Source organism: Baekduia alba, from assembly GCF_028416635.1.
Taxonomy (GTDB): Bacteria; Actinomycetota; Thermoleophilia; order Solirubrobacterales; family Solirubrobacteraceae; genus Baekduia; species Baekduia alba.
The window spans coordinates 1,298,966-1,317,905 of the sequence record NZ_CP114013.1 but is presented as its reverse complement, the minus strand read 5'-3'; the positions used below and the strand labels follow the sequence as shown (position 1 = coordinate 1,317,905).

Below are 18,940 nucleotides of genomic sequence, written 5' to 3'. Positions count from 1 at the left end.
CCTCTCGCTCACGCTCCCCAACGGAGTGCCGGGGTGTGCACGGGAGCGTCCCACAACGCGGTCAGGTCGTCGTCCAGCGCGAGCAGCGTCAGCGACGCGCCCGCCATCTCCAGCGAGGTGATGTAGGACCCGACCAGCCGCCGGACCGGCTCCAGCCCGGCCGCGCGCAGCAGCCGGTCGACCTCGCCGTACAAGGCGTACAACTCGATCTGCGGTGTGCCGCCCATGCCGTTGACGAACGGCAGGACCTGCGTCCCGGACTCCAGCTTGAGGTCGGTGGTCACCGCCTCGACGAGCAGCCCGGCGATCTCGTCCAGCGTCCCGAGCGGCGCGCGGCGCCGTCCCGGCTCGCCGTGGATGCCGATCCCGACCTCCATCTCGCCCTCGGGCAGGTCGAAGATCGGCTTGCCGGCCGCCGGCGGCGTGCACGACGACAGCGCGATCCCGAACGAGCGCGCCCGCTCGTCGACGCGCCGGGCGACGCCCGCGACGGCGGCCACGTCGTCGCCCCGCTCGGCCGCGGCGCCGGCGATCTTCTCCGCCAGCACCGTCGCGCCCACGCCGCGGCGCCCCGCGGTGTACAGCGAGTCCTGCACCGCGACGTCGTCGTCGATCAGCACCGACTCGACCGCGATGCCCTCGTCGGCCGCGTCCTCCGCGGCCATCTTGAAGTTCATCACGTCGCCGGTGTAGTTCTTGACGATGTGCACGACGCCGGCGCCGCCGTCGACGGCCTTGGTCGCCGCGAGCATCTGCTCGGGCACCGGCGAGGTGAACACCTCGCCGGGGCAGGCGGCGTCGAGCATCCCGTGCCCGATGAAGCCGCCGTGCAGCGGCTCGTGGCCCGAGCCGCCGCCGGAGATCAGCGCCACCTTCCCGGCCCTCGGCGCGTCGGCGCGGACCAGGATCTGCTGGGCGGCGTCGTAGCGCACCAGATCGCCGTGAGCGGCGGCCAGGCCGGCCAGCGACTCCTTGACGAGGTCCGCCGGATCGTTGAGCAGCTTGCGCATCGAGCTCGATGCCACGGTCATGTCGTTCAGCTCCTCCTACTTGGCGACGACGTAGTCGTCGGGGTCGGGGTGGGTCACCGCATGCTCGATCGGCATCGTCTGCTGACGCGGCGTGGCGAGGTAGTCGTAGGCCACGGCCGCGACGGCCGAGCCGACCAGGCCGGGCAGCAGGTACACCGGCAGGTACTGGTTCCAGTGGGTCGCGCCACCGCCGATGGCGGACACGAGCTCCGGCCCGAACGCGCGCGCCGGGTTGAGCGACGCGCCGGTGATCGGGCCGACGACCATGATGATGGCGACGACGACGCCGCCGATCACGAGGCCGGCGAAGTCGCCGGGCGAGCGGGTGTCGACGATGCCGAGGATCGCGAACATGAGGATCGCTGTCCCAATACCCTCGGCGAACATCGCCGACGCCCATGTGGTCGTGTCCTGGTTGAACGACGTCTGGCCCATGCCGAGGTCGATCCCGGAGTGGGCGAAGACCGCCCAGATCGCGAGCGCCCCGAGGACCGCGCCGACGAACTGCCCGCCGACGTAGGCGGGGACCTCGCGCCATGGGAAGCGCTTGGTCGCGGCGAGCGCGAACGTCACCGCCGGGTTGATGTGACAGCCCGAGACCTTGCCGATGGCGTAGACGAGCGCCGTGATGACGAGGCCGAAGGCGATCGAGATGCCCAGCAGGTCCGCGCCCGTGATGGCCGGCGTCTTGTCCCCTGAGAGGACGAGCGTCGCCACGACCGAGCCAGGACCTACGAGGACGAGCAGCGCGGTCCCGAGAGCCTCGGTGATCGCGCGCTGCGAGAGGGAATGCTCCATCGCTGCTGCTCCTTGAGAAGGTGACCCGCATTCGACATTGTCGAATGCTATTCGGGGCGACCGTACTCCCGCGGCGCAGCGGCGTCAAGTGCGGATCGGCGCGATCGGCGCGATCACGGATCCGGGAAGGGCTGGACCGCCAGCCCGGCTGGGACCTCGCGCGCGCCGAGCTCGTACGCGCCGCCGTGCGCCGTGCGCAGCACGTTGGCCGTCCCGCCGCGCGGATGGACCACGGCCTCGAGCTCGGCGATCGAGCAGTTCGCGACGTGGTGCTCGTGGCCGTCGGGATCCGCGTAGCGCCAGACCACGGTCTGCGCGCGGTTGCCGTGCACGGTCAGGCGCAGTCGCGCGTCGTGGGAGTCGACGCGCAGGTCGAGCGCGGTCGGGTTCTCGGTGACGTGCGCGCGCGCGGCGGTCCCGCCGATGCGGTGGCGCGTGCCGTTGAGCGAGACGACGCCGTTGGCGATCCAGGGCGTCAGCAGCGGGCCGAGCCGGACGCGCCCGAGCGCGATGTCCAGCCACGCGTCCGGGCGGTCGTCGAACAGGACGCCGTGCAGCCAGATCCAGCGCTCGGCGTGCTGCGTGCCCCAGTTGTGCCCCACCATGCCGGGCCACGCCTGGAGCGCGGTCTTGTTGTCGTCGATGGTGACCTGCCCGTCGACCCGCACGTTCGGCCGCGGGCTCTCCAGCTTCGTACGCGGCAGCGGCGCTGAGTACATGATGGACTTGGGCAGGTGCCGGAGGCCGGGCTCGTCGCCGGCCCAGTCGAGGTCCCATGCCGCCGCGCCGCCGCTGCCGTGGACGCCGGTCGGGCCGAAGTCGCTGTCGCCCACGCGCAGCCAGCCGTCCGGCTCCGGGTCGGTGGCCGACTGCTTGTAGGCCAACGGCGCAGGCAGGCTGTCGTCGAAGACCGTGACCCACGCCGAGCCGACGGGCTCGCCGTCGGGCTCCTGGTGGACGGTGTGGCGCAGCCACACCGAGCGCGCGCGGTCGGGATCGACCGCGCGGACGTAGAACGACTCGTACCCGCCTTCGGCGCCGAAGTACGGGAAGCGGGTCGTCAGTCCCGACCGTGTCGCAGACCGAGCCACAGCCAGAGGGGGTAGGTGGCGAACAGGGCGCCGCTGACGAGGTGCGTCGATGTGCTCGCGCGGTCGGGGTCCAGCCGGAAGACGCCGGAGTTCAGCATCCAGTCGCGGCCGGAGCGGGCGCGGCACAGGCGCCAGATCGGCTTCGTCCAGCCCTTGTCGAGGTAGAGCGAGACGGACGTGACGAGGAAGACGCCGAGCGTCGCGGCGGCGAGCTTGTCGCGTTGGGGCGGCGGCGTGGCCTTGGCCAGCGCGCGGCCGTTGGCGTACAGCCAGGGCGGGTCGATCAGGAAGGACATCGCGGTCGGGGTCGCTCCTTCGGGGCGGCGGCAGCTCTGCCCGCCGTGGGTCGTGATGGGAAGGCTCTCACGCCAGCAGCCGGTCGGCCAGCCGGGTCGCGAGGGCCATGATCGTCAGCTGGGGGTTGACGCCCAGCGGACCGGGGACGGCGCTGCCGTCGCACACGTGGAGGTTGGTCGTGCCGTGGACCTTGTTGTCGGCGTCGGTCACGCCGTCGTTGGGGTCCTTGGCCATGCGCGCGGTGCCGAGTGGGTGGAAGGCCATGACCTTCAGCTCGGCGGCGGTCGCGGTGTGGCGCGTGAGCGGCGTGAGGTCGCCGTCGCGGAGCTCGGGCACGCTGGCCAGAGGCAGGATCACGCGGCGCGCGCCGGCGGCGAACAGCAGCTCCGCCAGGCGCTTGACGCCGTTCTTGATGGTCTTGACGTCGCGGGCGTTGAGGTCGTAGCGGACGATCGGGCGCCCCGCGCGCCGCGCGAGGCGGCCGACGGGGATGTGACCGCGCGAGGTGTCCTCGATCATCAGGCCGAACTGCGCGACGCGGCGGTAGTCGAGCATCAGCTCGCGGTGCGCGGGGCCGGAGAAGGGCACCGCCATCGCCAGGTAGTCGGGCGGGCCGGCGATGCCCTCCAACATGATGCCCTCGCTCGCGAACTCGTCGATGCCGTAGGACTGCGGGACGCCGCGGGCCATGTCGACGACCTCGTCCATGATCGCCCACGCGGCGGTCGCGGGGTGGATCGAGAGGTGCCGGCCCAGGTGCGCGTTGTGGACGCCGCTGGCGGCGAGCAGCAGCGGCGTGTGGAGCGTGCCGGCGGCGATGACCGTGGTGGGCGCGGTGACGGTGATCGTGCCGCCGGCGCGGGTGCGCGCGACGACGCCGCGGGCCGTGCCGTCGGCGTCGAGCGCGATCCGCCGCGCCCGGGTCGCGGTGTAGGTCGTCGCGCCCGCGGCGTGCGCGGCGTTCATGTACACCTCGCCCGCGTGCTGCTTGGCGCCCGTCGGGCAGCCGAACGCGCAGACGCCCGAGCCCTGGCAGCCGACGGCGTTGCGGTCGAGGAAGCGCCCGGACCAGCCGAGCCGCTCGGCGCCGCGCTTGGCGATCAGCGCGTTGGCGCCGGCGAGGCGCTCGGGGACGCGCGCGACGCCGATGTCGCGCTCAACGCGGTCGTAGGCGTCGTCCAGCGCGCCCGGGCCGAGCTCGGTGAGCCCCAGCTCGTCGGCGGCCCAGCGCTCCTGGACGCGCCGGGGCGCGCGGAAGCACGTGCCGGAGTTGACGAGCGTCGTCCCGCCCACCGCCCGCCCCGTCGGCAGCATGATCGACGGCGTCCCGACCGTCGCGGCCTGCCCGGCGTCGCGGTAGAGCAGCGCCGTCATGTCCCGCGGCCGGGCGGTCAGCTGGTCGCGCGTGAAGTGCGCACCGTCCTCGAGGACGACGACGCGCTTCCCCGCCTGCGCGAACGCCCGCGCCACGGGCGCGCCGCCGGCGCCGGAGCCGACGATCACGACGTCGGCCCGCAGCCGGCGCTCGCCGGTGATGTGGGTGCCGTCGACGACGCCGCCGGTGGTGGGCTCGGCGAGGAGGCTCACCGCGCCAACGGCTCCTGCGCGCGCGGCGCGTAGCCCAGCAGCGCCGACACGCGCGCGTCGCCGTAGTAGCTGACGGCGGCCGCGGCGCGCAGCGCTTCGACCAACGTGTGGCCGGCCGGGCGCGCCGCGACGCGGTCGAGGATCGCCAGGCGGCGGGCGGCCGGCAGGCGGCGCCACCGGGTCCGGGCACGGGTCAGGCGCGGGGCGATCTCCAGCGTGAGCAACACCGCGCGCAAGGCCACGCGGTTGATCCGGGGCGCGCGAGCGAGCCAGGCGTCGAAGGCCATGACGGCGTCGGTCTCCCGGATCGGCGGCAGCGGCGGCGCCGGCGCCAGCAGCGTGTCGGCGACGCAGGCGAAGATCGACTGCTCACGCGGTGAGAGCACCGTCATCCGTGCGCCTCGACCATCCGCCGCTCCTGCGCGGCCGCGAGCTTCTCGACCGCCGCGGCGGCGCGACCGTCGTGGCCGGCGGCGACCGCGCGCGCGGCGCGGCGGTACAGCGGGATCAGGTCGTCGCGGTCGGTGACGATCGGCCGGAAGCGCTCGAGATGGCCGAGGTACAGCTCGCGGATCGAGTTGAGGATCAGCCCGAAGACGAGGTTGTCGGCCGCGTCGATGACGGTCCCCATGAACGCGAGGTCGATCATCTGGGCGGTCGTGTCGTCGGGCGCGTCCGCGAACGCGGTGGCCAGCTCGTCCAGCGTCCGGACGTGGTCGTCGGTGCGGCGCGCCGCGGCGAGGCGTGCGGCCTCGCGCAGCAGCAGCCGGCGCGCCTCGAACAGCGCGCCGGTCAGGGCGGGATCGACGGTGACGGCGTAGGCGAGCACGTCCAGCCCGGACTGCGTCCGCCAGTCCTGGACGCGCATCGCGTCGCCGTGCTTGACGTCGACCAGCCGCAGCTGCTCCAGCCGCTTGATGCCCTCGCGCAGCGAGGCCATGTTGACGCCGAGGTCGTGCGCGAGGGTGCGCTGCGGCGGGAGCCGGTCGCCGGGTGCGTAGCGGCCGTCGAGCACCGCGCCCACGAGCTGGCGGAAGACCTGCTCGGGCAGGGATGAGCGTGCGACGGCCATGTGCGCCAGTGTTCTGAACACCGGAACTCTTGTCAAGCGGGAACCGCGTCACCCGATCGGGGTGACGCGGCCTCACCCGATCGGCGGCGAGGCTCGGCGAGTCACTCGCGCGCGAAGGGAAGTGGTCGCATGGTCGTTGGGTCATCGTCGGTGGTCGCACCATGAGTCGCCGGGAGGAAGCCGCCGACGTCCTCGTCGGCGTGGCCGTCGTCGGCGTGCGCGTCGGCAGCGGCTCGGCGCGCGCGATGCTCGCCTCCGCGCAGATCGCGGCCCGGACGCCGGTCGTCGGCCGGCCGCTGCGCGCGGTCGCCGCGCGCGCCGCGGGCGACGGCCGCCGGACGCGGGAGGAGGCGCTGCGCTGGCTCGGCGCGTCGGCCGATCGCGTGATGGCGGCGCCCGAGTTGTCGGCCTTGATCGATCGCCTCGTCGCCGGTCCGCTGACGGAGGCCGTGGCGCAGTCGCTGGCCCGCAACGGCGTCCCGCGGCGCGTGGCGGTCGAGCTGCTGGCGGCGACCGACGTCGACGCGACCGTCGACGCCGTGCTCGACCATCCCCAGACGCGCGCGCTCGTCGACGCGCTGAAGGACAGCCCGGCGCTCGAACGGCTCGTGCTCGAGGCGATCGACAGCCAGCTGACCGTCGAGCTGACCGACCGGGTCCTGAGCGGCCCGGCGTGGCAGCACGCGATCGACCACCTCGCGTCCAGCCCCGAGCTGCGCCGCGCGGTGGCCGAGCAGAGCGCCGGCATCGCCGAGCAGACGATGCAGGGCGTCCGGAACCGCAGCGTCGTCCTCGACGACGCCGCCGAGCGAACCGTCCGCCGATGGCTGCGTCGACCGCGCCCACAGATGTCGTGAGCGAGGAGGCGGCCGCCGGCACCTACGCCGGCGTCGTCAGCCGCGCGATCGCGCTCGGCATGGACGCCGCGATCGTCCAGGGGTCGCTGCTGCTCGTGGCGGCGCTGCTCGGCCTCGTCGCGTCGCTGGTCGGCGGCCCGCACCTCGACACCGCCGGCCAGGTGATCGCCGGCGCCGTGTGGCTGCTGGCGACCGCCGCCTACTTCGTCATCGGCTGGTCGCTGACCGGGCAGACGATCGGCATGCGCGCGATGGAGCTCACGGTCTACGCCCACGAAGGCGCGCCGCCGACCGTCGCACGCTCCATCGTCCGCGTCCTCTGGCTCGGCCTCTGCATCATCCCGCTCTTCGCGGGCTTCCTCCCCGCCCTGGTCGACGACCGCCGCCGCGGCCTGCACGACATCGTGGCGGGGACGGTCGTGGTGCACACGCCGGCGCGGGTGTAGCGGCTTTCGGCGTTACAAGCCGAGGTCGCGGACGCCGAGCTCGTCGAACCCGATGTGGTGGGCGAGCTCGTGGCGGACGGTGATCATCACCTGGTGGCGCAGGACGTCGGCGTCGTGGCCGAAGTCGCGGCGGAGCGTGTCGCGGAAGATGATGATCTTGTCCGGGTAGTCGTCGCGGGAGGCGCCGTCGCCGTTGTACAGGCCGTAGGCGCCGTGGCGGCGGCCGCCGTCGGAGATGACGACCGCGACGTTGCGATCGAGCGCCGTGCGGAGCAGGTCCGGGAGGTCGTCCATCGCGTCGCGGACGAGCTCCTCGAAGTCGCCGTCGTCGTAGGGGTCGAGGTCCATGAACTCGTCCTCGGACGGCTCCGCGGCCGTGCCCTCGCGCGCGAGCCGCTCGGCCCGCAGGACGACACGCTCGAAGTCCGCCTCGGACTCCGGCTCCTTCCAGCCGGCCATCCGGACGCCGACGATCGCCATCGCGCCGAGCATCGCCGCACCCGCCATGACGAGCACCCCGGCCATCTCGAGCAGCCGCAGGGTGCCGATGGTGGAGAACCCACCTTGGAGCACCACGATGATCGTGAGCCCGAGGCTCATGGCGATCACAGCGGCGAAAGCGGTACGGCGCAGCGACATGACGATCGCCGATCAGACTACTGCCCCGCGAACGGCGTCTCGGGAAGGCCATGGCCAATTGGCGTATGCACGAGCCCGCGGCGCCCGACGCGCCCGGTGCGTCGATCGCGGTCGGGTTGCCTGGGGATGACCCAGCCAAGTCGACCGCGGCTGGGGCGAGGAGGTGAAACGGTGATTCGGTGTGGCGCGTGTACCGACGGGGCGATGCGAACGCGCCGGCGGGCGCGTCCGCCGGCCCCTACTTCGCCAGCTGCCGGGCGATCACCACGCGTTGGACCTCGTTGGTCCCCTCGTAGATCTGCGTGATCTTCGCGTCGCGCATCATGCGTTCGACGGGGTACTCGGTCACGTAGCCGTAGCCGCCCAGGACCTGGACCGCCTCGACGGTCACGTACATCGCGGTGTCGCTCGCGAAGAGCTTCGCCATCGAGGAGTACATCGCCTTGTCGGCCTCGCCGCGGTCCATCTTCGCGCAGGCCTTGTACAGCAGCTCCCGGGCCGCGGCGGTGCGGGTCTGCATGTCGGCGAGCTTGAACTGCAGGCCCTGCAGCTCGATGATCGGCTTGCCGAACGCCAGGCGCTCCTTCGCGTACTGCACCGCGTAGTCGATGGCGCCCTGCGCGATCCCGACGGCCTGCGCCGCGGCGCCCAGCCGGGTCCGCTCGAGCGTCCCCAGCGCGACGCTCATCCCGCGCCCCACGTCGCCGATGACGTTGGCCGCCGGCACCCGCACGTCGTCGAACACCGGCTGCCCGGTCGGCGACCCGTGGATCCCGAGCTTGTGCTCGTACTTGGGCACCGAGAACCCCTCGCGGTCCTTCTCGACCACGAACGCCGTCACCCGCCGGTTCTCCCGATCGGTCACCGCGAAGACCACGTAGAAGTCCGCGACGCCCGCGTTCGTGATCCAGGACTTCGTCCCGTTGATCACCCACTCCTCGCCGTCCAGCCGCGCCGTGGTGCGCATCGCGGACGCGTCGGACCCGGACTCGCTCTCGCTCAGGCAGAACGCCGGCGACCACTCGCCCGTCGCGCAGCGGGGCAGGAACCGCGCCTTCATCTCGTCCGACCCGAACAGCTGGATCGGGAGCGTCCCGAGCTCCTGCACCATCAACAGCAGCGCGACCGCGGCGCTCTGCTTCGCGAGCTCCTCGACCGCCATCTGCAACATCATCGTCCCGGTGCCGGTCCCGCCCCACTCCTCGGCGAACGGCAACGCCAGCACGTCGTTCTCCGACAGCAGCTTGCGGAGGTCCCACGGGTACTCGTCGGACGCGTCGATCTCCGCCGCCCGGGGCCCGACCTTCTCGACGGCGATCTGGCGGACCAAGTCGCGGAAGTCCTTGTGCTCCTGCGGGATCTCGTAGACGTCGGAGGCGATCGTGCTCATGGGCTGAAGCGTATTCATCACGGGTACACCGGGTTCCATGGGCATCGGAACCTCGCTCTTCCTCATCGCCGCCGGCGCGATCCTGCGCTTCGCGGTGACCGACGAGGTCAGCGGGATCGAGCTGTCGACCGTCGGCCTGATCCTGATGATCGTCGGCGTCCTCGGCCTGATCATCTCCCTGTTCCTGCTGATGGCCCCGCGGCGCCAGGAGACGGTCGTCACGCGCGATCGGTACGTCGATCCGCCGCCGCCGCGCCGCTGACCCTCCGCTGGGTAGGGTCCGGCCGGTGCGGCAGGCATCGGCGATACGACCGGCGATGGACCGCGAGGTGCCCCTCGCGGTCGACGTCCTCCGGCGCGCGGGCTTCGGGACCCAGGTCGCCCGCCTGCTCGAGTACCCGCGCCGGTCGCCGGACGGCGCGATCCTCGTCGCCGAGGGCGCCAACGGCACGATCGTCGGCGTCGCCTGCTGCGCGGCGTTCGCGACCTCAGGCTGGATCGGCGCGCTCGGCGTCTCGCCCGAGGCCCGTCGCTCCGGCCTCGGCACCGCGCTCACCGAGGCCGCGGTCCGGTGGCTGCGCAACCACGGCGCCCAGACCGTGCTGCTCTACGCCACCGAGGCCGGCCGCCCCGTCTACGAGCGCCTCGGCTTCGTCGCCGAGCAGCGCGCGATCGCCTGGCGCGGCGTCGCGGGCGCGGCCCCGCCGCTCGACCTCCAGCGCCTCGGCGACGCCGACCGCGCCCGCATCCGCGCGCTCGACCAGGCCGTCACGGGCGAGCGCCGCGACGCCGTCCTGGACGCCATCCACCCGCTCGCCGGGGTCTTCGCGGGTGGGTGGGGCGGTGTCGTGAACGGCATGACCGGCTGGGCGATCGCCTCACCCTGGGGCGCCGGGACCGCGATCGCCGCCACCCGGCCCGAGACCGGCGTCGCGCTGATGGCCGCCGCCACCGGCGGCCCTGCGGCGGGCACGCTCATCGTCCCCGACGGCAACCTCGCCGCCAACGACGCGCTGCGCGCCTGGCGCTTCGTCCGCCTCAACGACGCGCTGCGCATGCGCCTGGGCCCGGACGTCGGCTGGCACCCCGAGCACCAGTTCGGCCTGTTCAACCTGTTCTGGGGCTGACTTCCGGACCCGACGATGGGCTGACGAAGGCGGTCCACCGCTCAAGGGCCGTGCGCGCATGCCGAGAACCCGGGGTATGACCGAGGTGGAGGAGACCCGCAAGGTCAGCCGACTCGCATCCACGCGGATGCGGATCCTGCTGGCCGTCGTCGCGCTGCTCGTCTTCGTGAGCGTGGAGATCACCGTCGTCCTGAGCAAGATCTCAGCGATCGACGCGCGCCACGTCGAGGACGGGGTCAGCAGCGCCAAGACCGCGTTCGTCGCGGGCACCGTGCTGCTCCTGATCTGCGTCGTCGCGATGTCGCTGTGGTCGCAGATCGAGATCAAGAAGCGCCTGTCGGAGATCTCGCACGCGGCCAACTCGATCGCCGACGGCGATCTGGAGCCCGACGTGCACCTGCTCGTCCACGACTTCGACGAGGTCGGCCGCTCGGCCGGCGCCGTCCAGCGCATGCTCGCCGAGCTGCGCCTGATCGCCGACCACGCGGGCAGCGTCGCCGAGGGCGACCTCTCGGGTGAGCTCGCCCCGCGCTCCGAGCGCGACGAGCTGCGCCGCTCGCTCACGGCGATGACCGCCGGCCTGCGCGGCATGGTCCACGACCTGTCGCAGGCCGCCGAGACCGTCGCCCAGGTGTCCAGCCGCGTCGTGGTCGACGCCGACGAGGCCGGCCGCGCCGTCGACGAGATCGCCCGCGCCGTCGGCGAGGTCGCGTCGGGCGCCGAGCGCCAGGTCGCGTCCGTCTTCGAGGTGCGCGGCCTGTCCACGAACGTCGCCTCGGCGACCCAGGACTCCGCCCGCGGCGCCGCCGACGCCGCCGACCAGGCCGGCCGGGCCCGCGAGCTCGCCCACGAGGGCGCGGCCGCGGTGGGCGCGGCGTCCGAGGCGATGATGGCCGTCAGCGGCGCGTCGGCCGAGGTCACCGCGACGATCCGCTCGCTCGGCGACCGCTCGTCGCGCATCGGCTCGATGGTCGACACGATCGGCGGCATCGCCGGGCAGACCAACCTGTTGGCCTTGAACGCGGCCATCGAGGCGGCCCGCGCCGGCGAGCAGGGCCGCGGCTTCGCGGTCGTCGCCGAGGAGGTCCGCAAGCTCGCCGACGAGAGCCAGCAGGCCGCGTCGTCGATCGCCTCGCTGATCGCCGAGATCCAGACCGAGACCGAGCGCGCGCTCACCGTCGTCGAGGACGGCGCGGCGCGCACCGAGGACGGCGTCGCGACGGTCGAGGCCGCCCGCGCGTCGTTCGCCGAGATCGGCGAGGCCGTCGAGGTCACGTCCGGCCGCGTCGCGGAGATCGCCGCGTCGATCGGCGCGATCGCCGAGAGCTCGCAGAAGGTCGACGCCGACGTCGGCGAGGTCGCGTCGGTCGCCGAGCAGTCCAGCGCCGCCGCCCAGCAGGTCGCGGCGTCGTCGAACCAGACCGTCGCCTCGACCAAGCAGATCGTCGCGTCCGCCGAGGAGCTGACGCGCAGCGCCGAGGAGCTGCACCGGCTCGCCGGGCGGTTCGTGCTCGTGCGGTCCTAAACTGCCGCGCGTGAGCAGCAACGACATCGAGATCACCCCCGAGGACGCTCGCCGGCGGTTCGAGGCCGGCGAGATCCAGCTCGTCGACGTGCGCGAGGGCTATGAGTGGGACCAGAGCCGGATCCCCGGCGACGTCCGCCACATCCCGCTCAACGACCTCACCGGCCAGGCCGCGAGCATCGACAAGGACCAGCCGGTGGTCTTCCAGTGTCGTGCCGGCTCGCGCTCGTTCATGGCGGCCCAGGCCTTCCGCGCCTCGGGCTACGAGGCCTACAGCTTGACCGGCGGCCTGCTCGCGTGGGACGACCTCGGCCTGCCGCTGGACCCGCCCGACGCGGGCGTCGCCGAGCACTGAGCCACACCGCTTTGTGGAGCGCCACCTTGCGTGGCGCGCATCGCCCAGGGGTACACCGAAGGCATGTACATCGGACTCGGCACCCTGCTGATCATCATCATCCTCGTGATCCTGCTCACCTAGACGAGGAGCAGGGCTGACCGCGCAGGACTTCGCAGCACAACGACGAAGGCCCGCTGGGACGCGGGCCTTCGCGCTGCTCTGACGAAGCCGTGACGGCTGTCAGGAACGGACGACGTTGACGGCCTTGGGGCCCTTGTCCCCGGCCTCTTCCTCATACGTCACCGCCGCCCCCTCGGGGAGGGAGCGGTAGCCGTCGGCGACGATGGCGCTGTGGTGGACGAACAAGTCCTTGCCACCCTCATCCGGCGTGATGAAGCCGAAGCCCTTGTCGTCACTGAACCACTTAACGATTCCGCTGGCCATGTCAGCGAGTTCCTCCATGTACTGCTTGCTGCGCCGGATCTCATCCCCGGCCGGTCGCGGGCAACGTACCAGGAACGAGCGTCCCCGTCCGTGAATGGACCGTGAAGCTCAGCGCTACGCCCCGTACCGGTACGGCCGGGGCAAATGGCCTGGGACCTAAGCCTTATCGGCTTGCTGCGGGACGTCGATCTCCCGCTTGAGGATCTTGCCGGTCGGCCCCTTGGGCAGATCGGACACGAACCAGATGTGCCGCGGGTACTTGTAGGCCGCGACGTTCTCCTTCACGTAGGCCTGGAGCTCCTCGGCGCTCAGCTCCTCGCCCTCCTTGAGGGCGACGGCGGCGCCGACCTCCTCCCCCAGGTCGTCGTGCGGCACGCCGACGACGGCGGCCTCGCGCACGGCCGGGTGCTCGTAGAGCACCTCCTCGATCTCGCGCGGGTACACGTTGTAGCCGCCACGGATGATCATGTCCTTCTTGCGGTCGACGATGAAGAAGTAGCCGTCGTCGTCGACCTTGGCGAGGTCGCCCGAGTGGAACCACCCGTCCTTGATCGCCTCGGCCGTCGCCTCGGGCTTGTTCCAGTAGCCCTTCATCACGTTGTGGCCCTTGATGACGATCTCGCCGACGTCGCCGGTCGGCAGGTCCTTGCCGTCCTCGTCGACGACCTTCATCTCGACGCCGGCGATCGGCGTGCCGATCGAGCCCGGCTTGCGCTCCTTGTCAGGGTGGTTGAACGACGCGACCGGCGAGGTCTCGCTCAACCCGTAGCCCTCGAGCACCTTGCAGTGGAACGCCTCGTCGAAGCCGCGCAGCAGCTCGACGGGCAGCGCGGCGCCGCCGGACGCGCAGATCTCGAGCGACGACGTGTCGTGCTTCTCGCGGTCGGGCTGGTGCAGCATCGCGCCGTACATCGTCGGCACGCCCTCGAAGACCTTCACCTTGTCGCGCTCGATGATCTCCAGCGCCTTGGCCGGGTCGAAGCGCGGGATCAAGGACAGGCAGCCGCCGGCGCCGATGGTCGCGTTCATGCCGCACGTCTGGCCGAAGGAGTGGAACAACGGCAGCGCGCCGAGGACGACGACGTCCTCGTCGAGGCCGAAGAGCGCGCGTGACGCCGCTGCGTTCTTCATCAGGTTGCCGTGCGTCAGCTCGGCGCCCTTGGGCTGGCCGGTCGTGCCCGACGTGTACAGGATCACCGCGGTGTCGTCGTCGGCGACCTCGGCGACGTCGAGGTCGGGCTCGTGCTCGAAGATCCGGCCCTCGATCTCCCCTGGCTTGACGTCGATCAGCTGCGCGCCGGCGTCGTCGGCGCCGGTCTGCGCGGCGTCGAGGAAGTCGTGCCAGGCGAAGACGACCTTCGCGCCCGGGTCCTTGAGGTAGAAGCCGACCTCGCGCCCCTTGAGCAGCACGTTCATCGGGACCACGACGCCGCCCGCCCGGAGGATGCCGTAGTAGGCGACCGGGAAGTACGGCACGTTCGGGAGCATGATCCCGACGCGGTCGCCGGGCTCCAGGCCCATGGACTTCAACATCGTCGCGACGCGGGCCGAAGCCTCGTCGAGCAGCGTGTAGTTGAAGACGGCGTCGTCGAGCTTGATGGCCGGGCGGTCGCCGAACTTCGACGCCGAGTCGGTCAGGATCGTGGCGAGGTTGCTGCCCATGTCGGGAGCCTACCCCCGCGCCCGCTGCCTGCGCGTCGTCAGGGCGTCGGCGTTCAAGCGGTGTCGCCGCGCGCGGCCGCGAGCTTCGCGACCGCCCCACGGATGATCCGCGAGACCTGCATCTGGGAGACGCCGACCTGCTGGCCGATCTGCTCCTGCGTCAGGTCCTCCTCGAAGCGCAGGCGCAGCACGCGCTGCTCGCGCTCGTCGAGGCGCTCGAAGAGCCGGTCGAGCGTCGCGCGGTGCTCGGCGCGAGTCAGCTCGGGGTCGACGACGCCGTGCGCGTCGGCCAGCGTCGCGTCGTTGTCCTCGCCGCTGCCGCGCGGCGCGTCGAGCGACGTCGCGCGCATGCCCTGCTGAGCCTGCAGCGCCTCGAGGACCTGCTCGTCGTCGAGCTCCAGCGCCTGGCCGAGCTCGCGCACGCTCGGCGCGCGGCCGAAGCGCGTGGTCAGCTCGGTGCGGTACTTATCGACCTCCAGCGCGCGCTCCTGGAGCTCGCGCGGCGGACGAACCGACCAGCAGCGGTCGCGGAAGTGGCGGCGCAGCTCGCCGACGATGGTCGGCACGGCGAACGAGGAGAAGGCGATCCCGCGGGCCGGATCGAAGCGGTCGACGGCCTTCAGGAGGCCGAGGCTCGCGACCTGGAGCAGGTCGTCGAAAGGCTCCTCGGCCTTGCGGTAGCGCTTGGCGATCGAGCGCGCCAGCGGCAGGAACCGCTCGACGAGCGCCTCCCGGAGCCGTGGATCGCGGGTCTCGGCGAACTGCTCGAGCACGTGCGCATCGGACAGGGGCGCGCGCAGGGCTTCGTTCGCTGCGGAGCGGTGCGTGGTCACGGCCGTCATGCGTTTCCAGGTTCCCGTGCGGACCACCCGATAAACGGTGTCCGAGCGGCGTCAGTCCTCCCCGTTCGGCCTCCGCCGATCGCGCTTGACCGCGCCGCGCTTGGACTTCGCCTCCAGCCGCCGGTGCCGAGAGCCCTTCGTCGGCTTGGTCGCGGTCCGCGGCCGGGCGACGTGCAGCGCCCGGCCCAGCCGCTCCTCAAGGCGCCGCAGCGCGAGCTCGCGGTTGCGGGTCTGGCTGCGCGCGTCCTGGGCGACGGCCCGGACGACCGGCCCGCTGCGGCTGATGACCCGCTGCTTCTGCGCATCGCTCAGCGACGCCGAGGCCGCGACGTCGAAGCTCACCTCGATGCGCGACGCGGTGACGTTGGCATGCTGGCCGCCCGGCCCGGACGACCGCGACGCACGCACGACGACCTCGTCGAGCGGGATGCGCACGGAGCGCGTCGGGTGCAGGGCGTCCTCGGGCATACGCCCACATCGTGGCAGCACGCCGTGGCGGCTGCGGCTCGCAGCATCGTGGCTGACGTCGCCGGCGCAGCGCCGGCGTGCCTCTGGCACGTCAAGCGCCGTGGCGACCGTCAAGCGCGGCGCGGCGGCCAGCAGCCGCGACAACTAGCGGCGGACGTCTTCGCAGTCCGACGCGACGTGGTCGCCCGCGTCGGCCAGGACGACGTCGTGGCCCGAGCCGCAGCGGACGCTGTCGATCTCGCCGCGCACGACGTTGATGCGGTCGTCGCCGGAGCCGCCGGCGAGGACGTCGGGCCCGAGGTTGCCGAACAGCGCGTCGTTCCCGGCCCCGCCGGAGATGCGGTCGGCGCCGCGGTCGCCGGTGATCTGGTCGTCGCCGTCCTCGCCGAAGATGCGGTCGTCGCCGGAGCGGCCGGCGATCGTGTCGTCGCCGGCGCCGCCGTGCAGCTCGTCGGCGCCCCACTCGCCGTCGACGTAGTCGTCGCCCCCGCCGCCGAACAGCTGGTCGTCGCCCTGCTTGCCGAACAGCGAGTCCGGGCCGGGCGTGCCGCGCAGGACGTCGTCGCCCTTCGTGCCGCGGACGAGCGAGGTCGTCGTCGTGTTGGTGGCCAGCTCCGGCGGGATCGGGACGACCGACTCGCAGCCGACGAGGCGGTCGCGCGCCGGCGCGCCCTGCTCGACGTAGACGGTGTCGTTGCCCTCGCCGCAGTCGACGCTGTCGCCGCTGGCGTCGGCCGCGCGGATCGTGTCGTCGCCGTCGCCGGCGTCGATGACGTCGGCGCCCGGCCCGCCGACGATCGTGTCCGCGCCGTCGTCGCCGTACATCTCGTCGGCGTCCTCGCCGCCGTCGAGCAGGTCGGCGCCGGCGCCGCCCTCGACCAGGTCGTCGCCGCTGGAGCCGGCGATCGTGTCGCTGCCGTTGTTGCCCTCGAGCAGGTCGCGCGCGCTGCCGCCGTCGATCAGGTCGTCGCCGTCGCCGCCGAGGATGTGCTCGGTCCCGGACTCGCCGTAGAGCTTGTCGTTGCCCGCGTTGCCCTCGATGATCCGGTCCGAGCCGCGCCCGCCGTGGATCGTGTCGTCGCCGTCGCCGCCCAGCAGCCGGGCGTCGTTGCCGAAGATGCCGCCGTCGATGGCGTCGTTGCCGGCCTCGCCGGAGATGCGGTCGTCGCCCGCGCCGCCGTCGAGGTGGTCGTCGCCGGGGCCGCCGTGGATGCGGTCGTTGCCGGTGCCGCCCGTGGCCGTGTCGGCGCCGTCGCCGCCCGCGATCGCGTCGTTGCCCGACGAGCCGCTGAGCTGGTCGTCACCGGCGCCGCCGTCGAGGCGGTCGTCGAACGGCCCGCCCTGCAGGACGTCGTTGCCGTCGTCGCCGTGCAGGATGTCGTTCTCGCGGCCGCCGTCGAGGCGGTCGTCGCCGCCGAGCCCCTCCAGGAGGTCCTGCGAGCGCGTGCCGAGCAGGACGTCGGGTCCGTCGCCGCCGAGGCTGAGCGCGAGGCCGGCCTGGACGGCGACGGCGGTCGCGGCGATCGGCAGCGTGCCGGTGCGCCGGTGGGCGATCGTGCTGACGAGCGAGAGCGCGCCGCCGCCGGCGAGGTACACGCGACCGCCGTCGGGCGCGTAGGCCGGCGCGCCGGGTCCGGCCGCCGAGCGGAACACGTGGGCGCCCTGCGGCGCGAGGTCGACGATCGCGGCGCTGGTGCGGCCGGGGCCGGCACCGACCGCGAGGTGCGCGCCGTCGGGGGCGACCGCGATGCGGCCGGCGACGCCCTTGCCCAACTTGATGCCCTTGGTCGCCTTGGCCGCGCCGCGCGCGATCGTGCGCAGCCGGCCCGAGGCGGTCGAGACCCAGGTGCGGCCTGCGGCGAGCGCGACACCGGCGGCGCCCTTGACCTTGACGCGCCGCAGCAGGCGCGGCGCGCCGAGGTCGACCAGCGCGACGCGGCCCCCGCGCAGGGTCGCCGCGGCGAGCGTTCCGCCGGCGGAGACCGCGAAGTCCAGCGCGGTGCCGTGGAGGTCGACGGAGCCGGTGGCGGCGAGCGTCCGCGCATCCAAGGCGTACACCTTGGTCCCGGCCGCGGCGTAGACCGTGCCACCGGCCGGCGAGGTGGCGAGCCCGACGACCGGATCGCCGCCCAGCGCGCGCGGGCCGACGGTCGGGGTGGCGAGGGTCATGCCGTCGGTCACGGCGGCGGCCGCCCCGCCGCTGCCGTCCGCCGTCCCGCCGCCCGGCGCCGTGGCCGACCCGATCACCGACGGCGCGCGCAGGTCCAGGGCCAGCACCGCGCCGCCGCCCGCCGCGAAACCGACCCGGCCGTCGCGGCCGATCGCCACCGCCGTCGTCGGGCCCGGCAGCGCGAGCCGGCGGATGAGCTTGCCCGAGCCGACGTCGAGCAGCGCGACGTCGTTGGTCCCGGTCGCCAGCAGCGCCACCCGCGCCGCGGCGACGCCCGAACCGGCCGCCGCGAGCAGCAGCGCGGCAAGCGACCCGACCAGGAGCGCGCGGACGGCGGAGGACATCGCCCCCGCTTTCGCCGTCGCGGGCCCTACGCCTCCTGCACGTCGCGCGCCCGGCACACCGCGCGCGCGACCTCGTCGACGTCGTCGGTGACCATCAGCAGCCTCGCGTCGCGCTCGGCGATCATGCCCTCGGCCAGCAGCTTGTCGCGGATCCAGTCGACCAGGCCGCCCCAGTAGGACTCGCCGACCAGGATGATGGGGAAGTCCCGGATCTTGTCGACCTGCTCCAGGACGAGCGCCTCGAACAGCTCGTCGAGGGTCCCGAACCCGCCCGGCAGGACGACGAACGCGGTCGCGTAGCGCACGAACATCATCTTGCGCGTGAAGAAGAACGCGCAGGTCAGCGCGATGTCCTGGTACGGGTTCGGCGCCTGCTCGAACGGCAGCTGGATGTTCAGGCCGACCGACGTGACGCCGGCGTCGCGCGCGCCCCGGTTGGCGGCCTCCATCAAGCCGGGACCGCCGCCGGTGATGATCGCGAAGCCCTCGCCGCCGACGCGCCTGGCGACCTCGCGGCCGAGCCCGTAGAGGCGGTGGTCGGGTGCCACCCGCGCCGACCCGAAGAACGTCACCGCCGGCCCGAGGTTGCGCAGCGCCTCGAAGCCCGCCTCGAGGTCGCGGTCGATGCGGTCGATCCGCTCCTGCTCGGTGCGGGTCGCGATCACCGACCGGCGCTTGGTCCCGAGCAGCTCCTCGTCGGGCGTCGCGGGCGGGTGGGGACGGGCAGGCTCGGGCGACGCGGCGGCGGGGCTCACCGCGTGACTTCTATCAGTCGCGATGAGCGAAGATGGCGGGCGCGCCTCCCGAGCCGCC

The 18,940-nt window shown here is 73.1% G+C and carries 21 protein-coding genes; 6 read left to right on the top strand and 15 right to left on the bottom strand.

Going from position 1 to position 18,940, the window contains the following annotated elements:
* Nucleotides 1-8: 8 nt before the first annotated feature.
* From dhaK to DSM104299_RS06435, 7 genes are all read right to left on the bottom strand, one after another.
* Nucleotides 9-1,010, bottom strand: coding sequence for a dihydroxyacetone kinase subunit DhaK (gene dhaK / locus DSM104299_RS06465; protein ID WP_349294533.1), 1,002 nt, complete (start codon nt 1,008-1,010; stop codon nt 9-11).
* Between the two features lie 36 nt (nt 1,011-1,046).
* Nucleotides 1,047-1,829 (bottom strand): MIP/aquaporin family protein, encoded by a 783-nt coding sequence (locus DSM104299_RS06460; RefSeq protein ID WP_272476469.1) that lies wholly within the window; start codon nt 1,827-1,829, stop codon nt 1,047-1,049.
* A gap of 113 nt (nt 1,830-1,942) precedes the next feature.
* On the bottom strand, nt 1,943-2,920 hold the full coding sequence (locus DSM104299_RS06455; protein WP_272476468.1) for a hypothetical protein: 978 nt from the start codon (nt 2,918-2,920) through the stop codon (nt 1,943-1,945).
* Nucleotides 2,890-3,216 carry a hypothetical protein gene (locus tag DSM104299_RS06450; protein WP_272476467.1) on the bottom strand — a complete coding sequence of 109 codons (327 nt, stop codon included), beginning with the start codon at nt 3,214-3,216 and terminating at the stop codon, nt 2,890-2,892. Before DSM104299_RS06450 ends, DSM104299_RS06455 begins: the two co-directional genes overlap by 31 nt.
* 67 nt (nt 3,217-3,283) lie before the next feature.
* Nucleotides 3,284-4,804 carry a GMC family oxidoreductase gene (locus DSM104299_RS06445; RefSeq protein ID WP_272476466.1) on the bottom strand — a complete coding sequence of 507 codons (1,521 nt, stop codon included), beginning with the start codon at nt 4,802-4,804 and terminating at the stop codon, nt 3,284-3,286.
* The gene (locus tag DSM104299_RS06440; protein WP_272476465.1) at nt 4,801-5,196 is read right to left on the bottom strand and encodes a hypothetical protein; all 396 of its coding nucleotides are present in this window, start codon (nt 5,194-5,196) and stop codon (nt 4,801-4,803) included. Before DSM104299_RS06440 ends, DSM104299_RS06445 begins: the two co-directional genes overlap by 4 nt.
* Complete coding sequence (locus DSM104299_RS06435; RefSeq protein WP_272476464.1) at nt 5,193-5,876, bottom strand: FadR/GntR family transcriptional regulator; 684 nt, start codon at nt 5,874-5,876, stop codon at nt 5,193-5,195. The genes DSM104299_RS06440 and DSM104299_RS06435 overlap by 4 nt, the downstream gene beginning before the upstream one ends.
* Before the next feature lie 161 nt (nt 5,877-6,037).
* Here DSM104299_RS06435 and DSM104299_RS06430 point away from each other — a divergent pair, with 161 nt between their 5' ends.
* Nucleotides 6,038-6,733: a hypothetical protein gene (locus DSM104299_RS06430; RefSeq protein WP_272476463.1), complete on the top strand. Its 696-nt coding sequence runs from the start codon at nt 6,038-6,040 to the stop codon at nt 6,731-6,733.
* Entirely contained in the window at nt 6,700-7,179 is a 480-nt protein-coding gene (locus DSM104299_RS06425) for an RDD family protein (protein WP_272476462.1), read from the top strand. The genes DSM104299_RS06430 and DSM104299_RS06425 overlap by 34 nt, the downstream gene beginning before the upstream one ends.
* Nucleotides 7,180-7,191: 12 nt before the next feature.
* Here the strand turns inward: DSM104299_RS06425 and DSM104299_RS06420 are convergent, their stop codons facing one another.
* Both DSM104299_RS06420 and DSM104299_RS06415 read right to left on the bottom strand, forming a co-directional pair.
* Nucleotides 7,192-7,779: a metallopeptidase family protein gene (locus DSM104299_RS06420; protein WP_272476461.1), complete on the bottom strand. Its 588-nt coding sequence runs from the start codon at nt 7,777-7,779 to the stop codon at nt 7,192-7,194.
* 277 nt (nt 7,780-8,056) lie between these two features.
* The gene (locus DSM104299_RS06415) at nt 8,057-9,208 is read right to left on the bottom strand and encodes an acyl-CoA dehydrogenase family protein (protein WP_272476460.1); all 1,152 of its coding nucleotides are present in this window, start codon (nt 9,206-9,208) and stop codon (nt 8,057-8,059) included.
* Between the two features lie 37 nt (nt 9,209-9,245).
* On the opposite strand from DSM104299_RS06415, the gene DSM104299_RS06410 reads away from it, so the two are divergent.
* The 4 genes from DSM104299_RS06410 to DSM104299_RS06395 all read left to right on the top strand — a co-directional run bounded on the left by DSM104299_RS06410 (nt 9,246) and on the right by DSM104299_RS06395 (nt 12,215).
* The gene (locus DSM104299_RS06410; RefSeq protein WP_272476459.1) at nt 9,246-9,470 is read left to right on the top strand and encodes a DUF6458 family protein; all 225 of its coding nucleotides are present in this window, start codon (nt 9,246-9,248) and stop codon (nt 9,468-9,470) included.
* A gap of 55 nt (nt 9,471-9,525) precedes the next feature.
* The gene (locus tag DSM104299_RS06405) at nt 9,526-10,335 is read left to right on the top strand and encodes a GNAT family N-acetyltransferase (protein WP_272476458.1); all 810 of its coding nucleotides are present in this window, start codon (nt 9,526-9,528) and stop codon (nt 10,333-10,335) included.
* A 76-nt stretch (nt 10,336-10,411) separates the two neighbouring features.
* Nucleotides 10,412-11,860: a methyl-accepting chemotaxis protein gene (locus DSM104299_RS06400; protein WP_272476457.1), complete on the top strand. Its 1,449-nt coding sequence runs from the start codon at nt 10,412-10,414 to the stop codon at nt 11,858-11,860.
* Between the two features lie 10 nt (nt 11,861-11,870).
* Complete coding sequence (locus DSM104299_RS06395) at nt 11,871-12,215, top strand: rhodanese-like domain-containing protein (protein ID WP_272476456.1); 345 nt, start codon at nt 11,871-11,873, stop codon at nt 12,213-12,215.
* Between the two features lie 222 nt (nt 12,216-12,437).
* On the opposite strand, the gene DSM104299_RS06390 is transcribed toward DSM104299_RS06395, so the two are convergent.
* From DSM104299_RS06390 to DSM104299_RS06365, 6 genes are all read right to left on the bottom strand, one after another.
* Entirely contained in the window at nt 12,438-12,641 is a 204-nt protein-coding gene (locus DSM104299_RS06390) for a cold-shock protein (RefSeq protein WP_272476455.1), read from the bottom strand.
* A gap of 156 nt (nt 12,642-12,797) precedes the next feature.
* Entirely contained in the window at nt 12,798-14,303 is a 1,506-nt protein-coding gene (locus DSM104299_RS06385; protein WP_272476454.1) for a long-chain-fatty-acid--CoA ligase, read from the bottom strand.
* Between the two features lie 53 nt (nt 14,304-14,356).
* The gene (locus DSM104299_RS06380; RefSeq protein ID WP_272476453.1) at nt 14,357-15,145 is read right to left on the bottom strand and encodes a SigB/SigF/SigG family RNA polymerase sigma factor; all 789 of its coding nucleotides are present in this window, start codon (nt 15,143-15,145) and stop codon (nt 14,357-14,359) included.
* A 51-nt stretch (nt 15,146-15,196) separates the two neighbouring features.
* Nucleotides 15,197-15,613, bottom strand: a complete 417-nt coding sequence (arfB, locus tag DSM104299_RS06375) for an alternative ribosome rescue aminoacyl-tRNA hydrolase ArfB (RefSeq protein WP_272476452.1) — start codon at nt 15,611-15,613, stop codon at nt 15,197-15,199.
* Between the two features lie 144 nt (nt 15,614-15,757).
* Nucleotides 15,758-18,127: a calcium-binding protein gene (locus DSM104299_RS06370; protein WP_272476451.1), complete on the bottom strand. Its 2,370-nt coding sequence runs from the start codon at nt 18,125-18,127 to the stop codon at nt 15,758-15,760.
* A 26-nt stretch (nt 18,128-18,153) separates the two neighbouring features.
* Nucleotides 18,154-18,882, bottom strand: a complete 729-nt coding sequence (locus DSM104299_RS06365) for an LOG family protein (protein WP_272476450.1) — start codon at nt 18,880-18,882, stop codon at nt 18,154-18,156.
* Between the last annotated feature and the right edge of the window lie 58 nt (nt 18,883-18,940).

Coding starts and splice junctions, on each gene's coding strand:
- DSM104299_RS06370 (WP_272476451.1), bottom strand. CDS start 18,127: ATGTCCTCCGCCGTCCGCGCGCTCCTGGTCGGGTCGCTTGCCGCGCTG.
- DSM104299_RS06385 (WP_272476454.1), bottom strand. CDS start 14,303: ATGGGCAGCAACCTCGCCACGATCCTGACCGACTCGGCGTCGAAGTTC.
- DSM104299_RS06435 (WP_272476464.1), bottom strand. CDS start 5,876: ATGGCCGTCGCACGCTCATCCCTGCCCGAGCAGGTCTTCCGCCAGCTC.
- DSM104299_RS06450 (WP_272476467.1), bottom strand. CDS start 3,216: ATGTCCTTCCTGATCGACCCGCCCTGGCTGTACGCCAACGGCCGCGCG.
- DSM104299_RS06440 (WP_272476465.1), bottom strand. CDS start 5,196: ATGACGGTGCTCTCACCGCGTGAGCAGTCGATCTTCGCCTGCGTCGCC.
- DSM104299_RS06410 (WP_272476459.1), top strand. CDS start 9,246: ATGGGCATCGGAACCTCGCTCTTCCTCATCGCCGCCGGCGCGATCCTG.
- DSM104299_RS06415 (WP_272476460.1), bottom strand. CDS start 9,208: ATGAGCACGATCGCCTCCGACGTCTACGAGATCCCGCAGGAGCACAAG.
- DSM104299_RS06405 (WP_272476458.1), top strand. CDS start 9,526: ATGGACCGCGAGGTGCCCCTCGCGGTCGACGTCCTCCGGCGCGCGGGC.
- DSM104299_RS06425 (WP_272476462.1), top strand. CDS start 6,700: ATGGCTGCGTCGACCGCGCCCACAGATGTCGTGAGCGAGGAGGCGGCC.
- DSM104299_RS06430 (WP_272476463.1), top strand. CDS start 6,038: ATGAGTCGCCGGGAGGAAGCCGCCGACGTCCTCGTCGGCGTGGCCGTC.
- DSM104299_RS06420 (WP_272476461.1), bottom strand. CDS start 7,779: ATGAGCCTCGGGCTCACGATCATCGTGGTGCTCCAAGGTGGGTTCTCC.
- DSM104299_RS06460 (WP_272476469.1), bottom strand. CDS start 1,829: ATGGAGCATTCCCTCTCGCAGCGCGCGATCACCGAGGCTCTCGGGACC.
- DSM104299_RS06380 (WP_272476453.1), bottom strand. CDS start 15,145: ATGACGGCCGTGACCACGCACCGCTCCGCAGCGAACGAAGCCCTGCGC.
- DSM104299_RS06400 (WP_272476457.1), top strand. CDS start 10,412: ATGACCGAGGTGGAGGAGACCCGCAAGGTCAGCCGACTCGCATCCACG.
- dhaK (WP_349294533.1), bottom strand. CDS start 1,010: ATGCGCAAGCTGCTCAACGATCCGGCGGACCTCGTCAAGGAGTCGCTG.
- arfB (WP_272476452.1), bottom strand. CDS start 15,613: ATGCCCGAGGACGCCCTGCACCCGACGCGCTCCGTGCGCATCCCGCTC.
- DSM104299_RS06390 (WP_272476455.1), bottom strand. CDS start 12,641: ATGGCCAGCGGAATCGTTAAGTGGTTCAGTGACGACAAGGGCTTCGGC.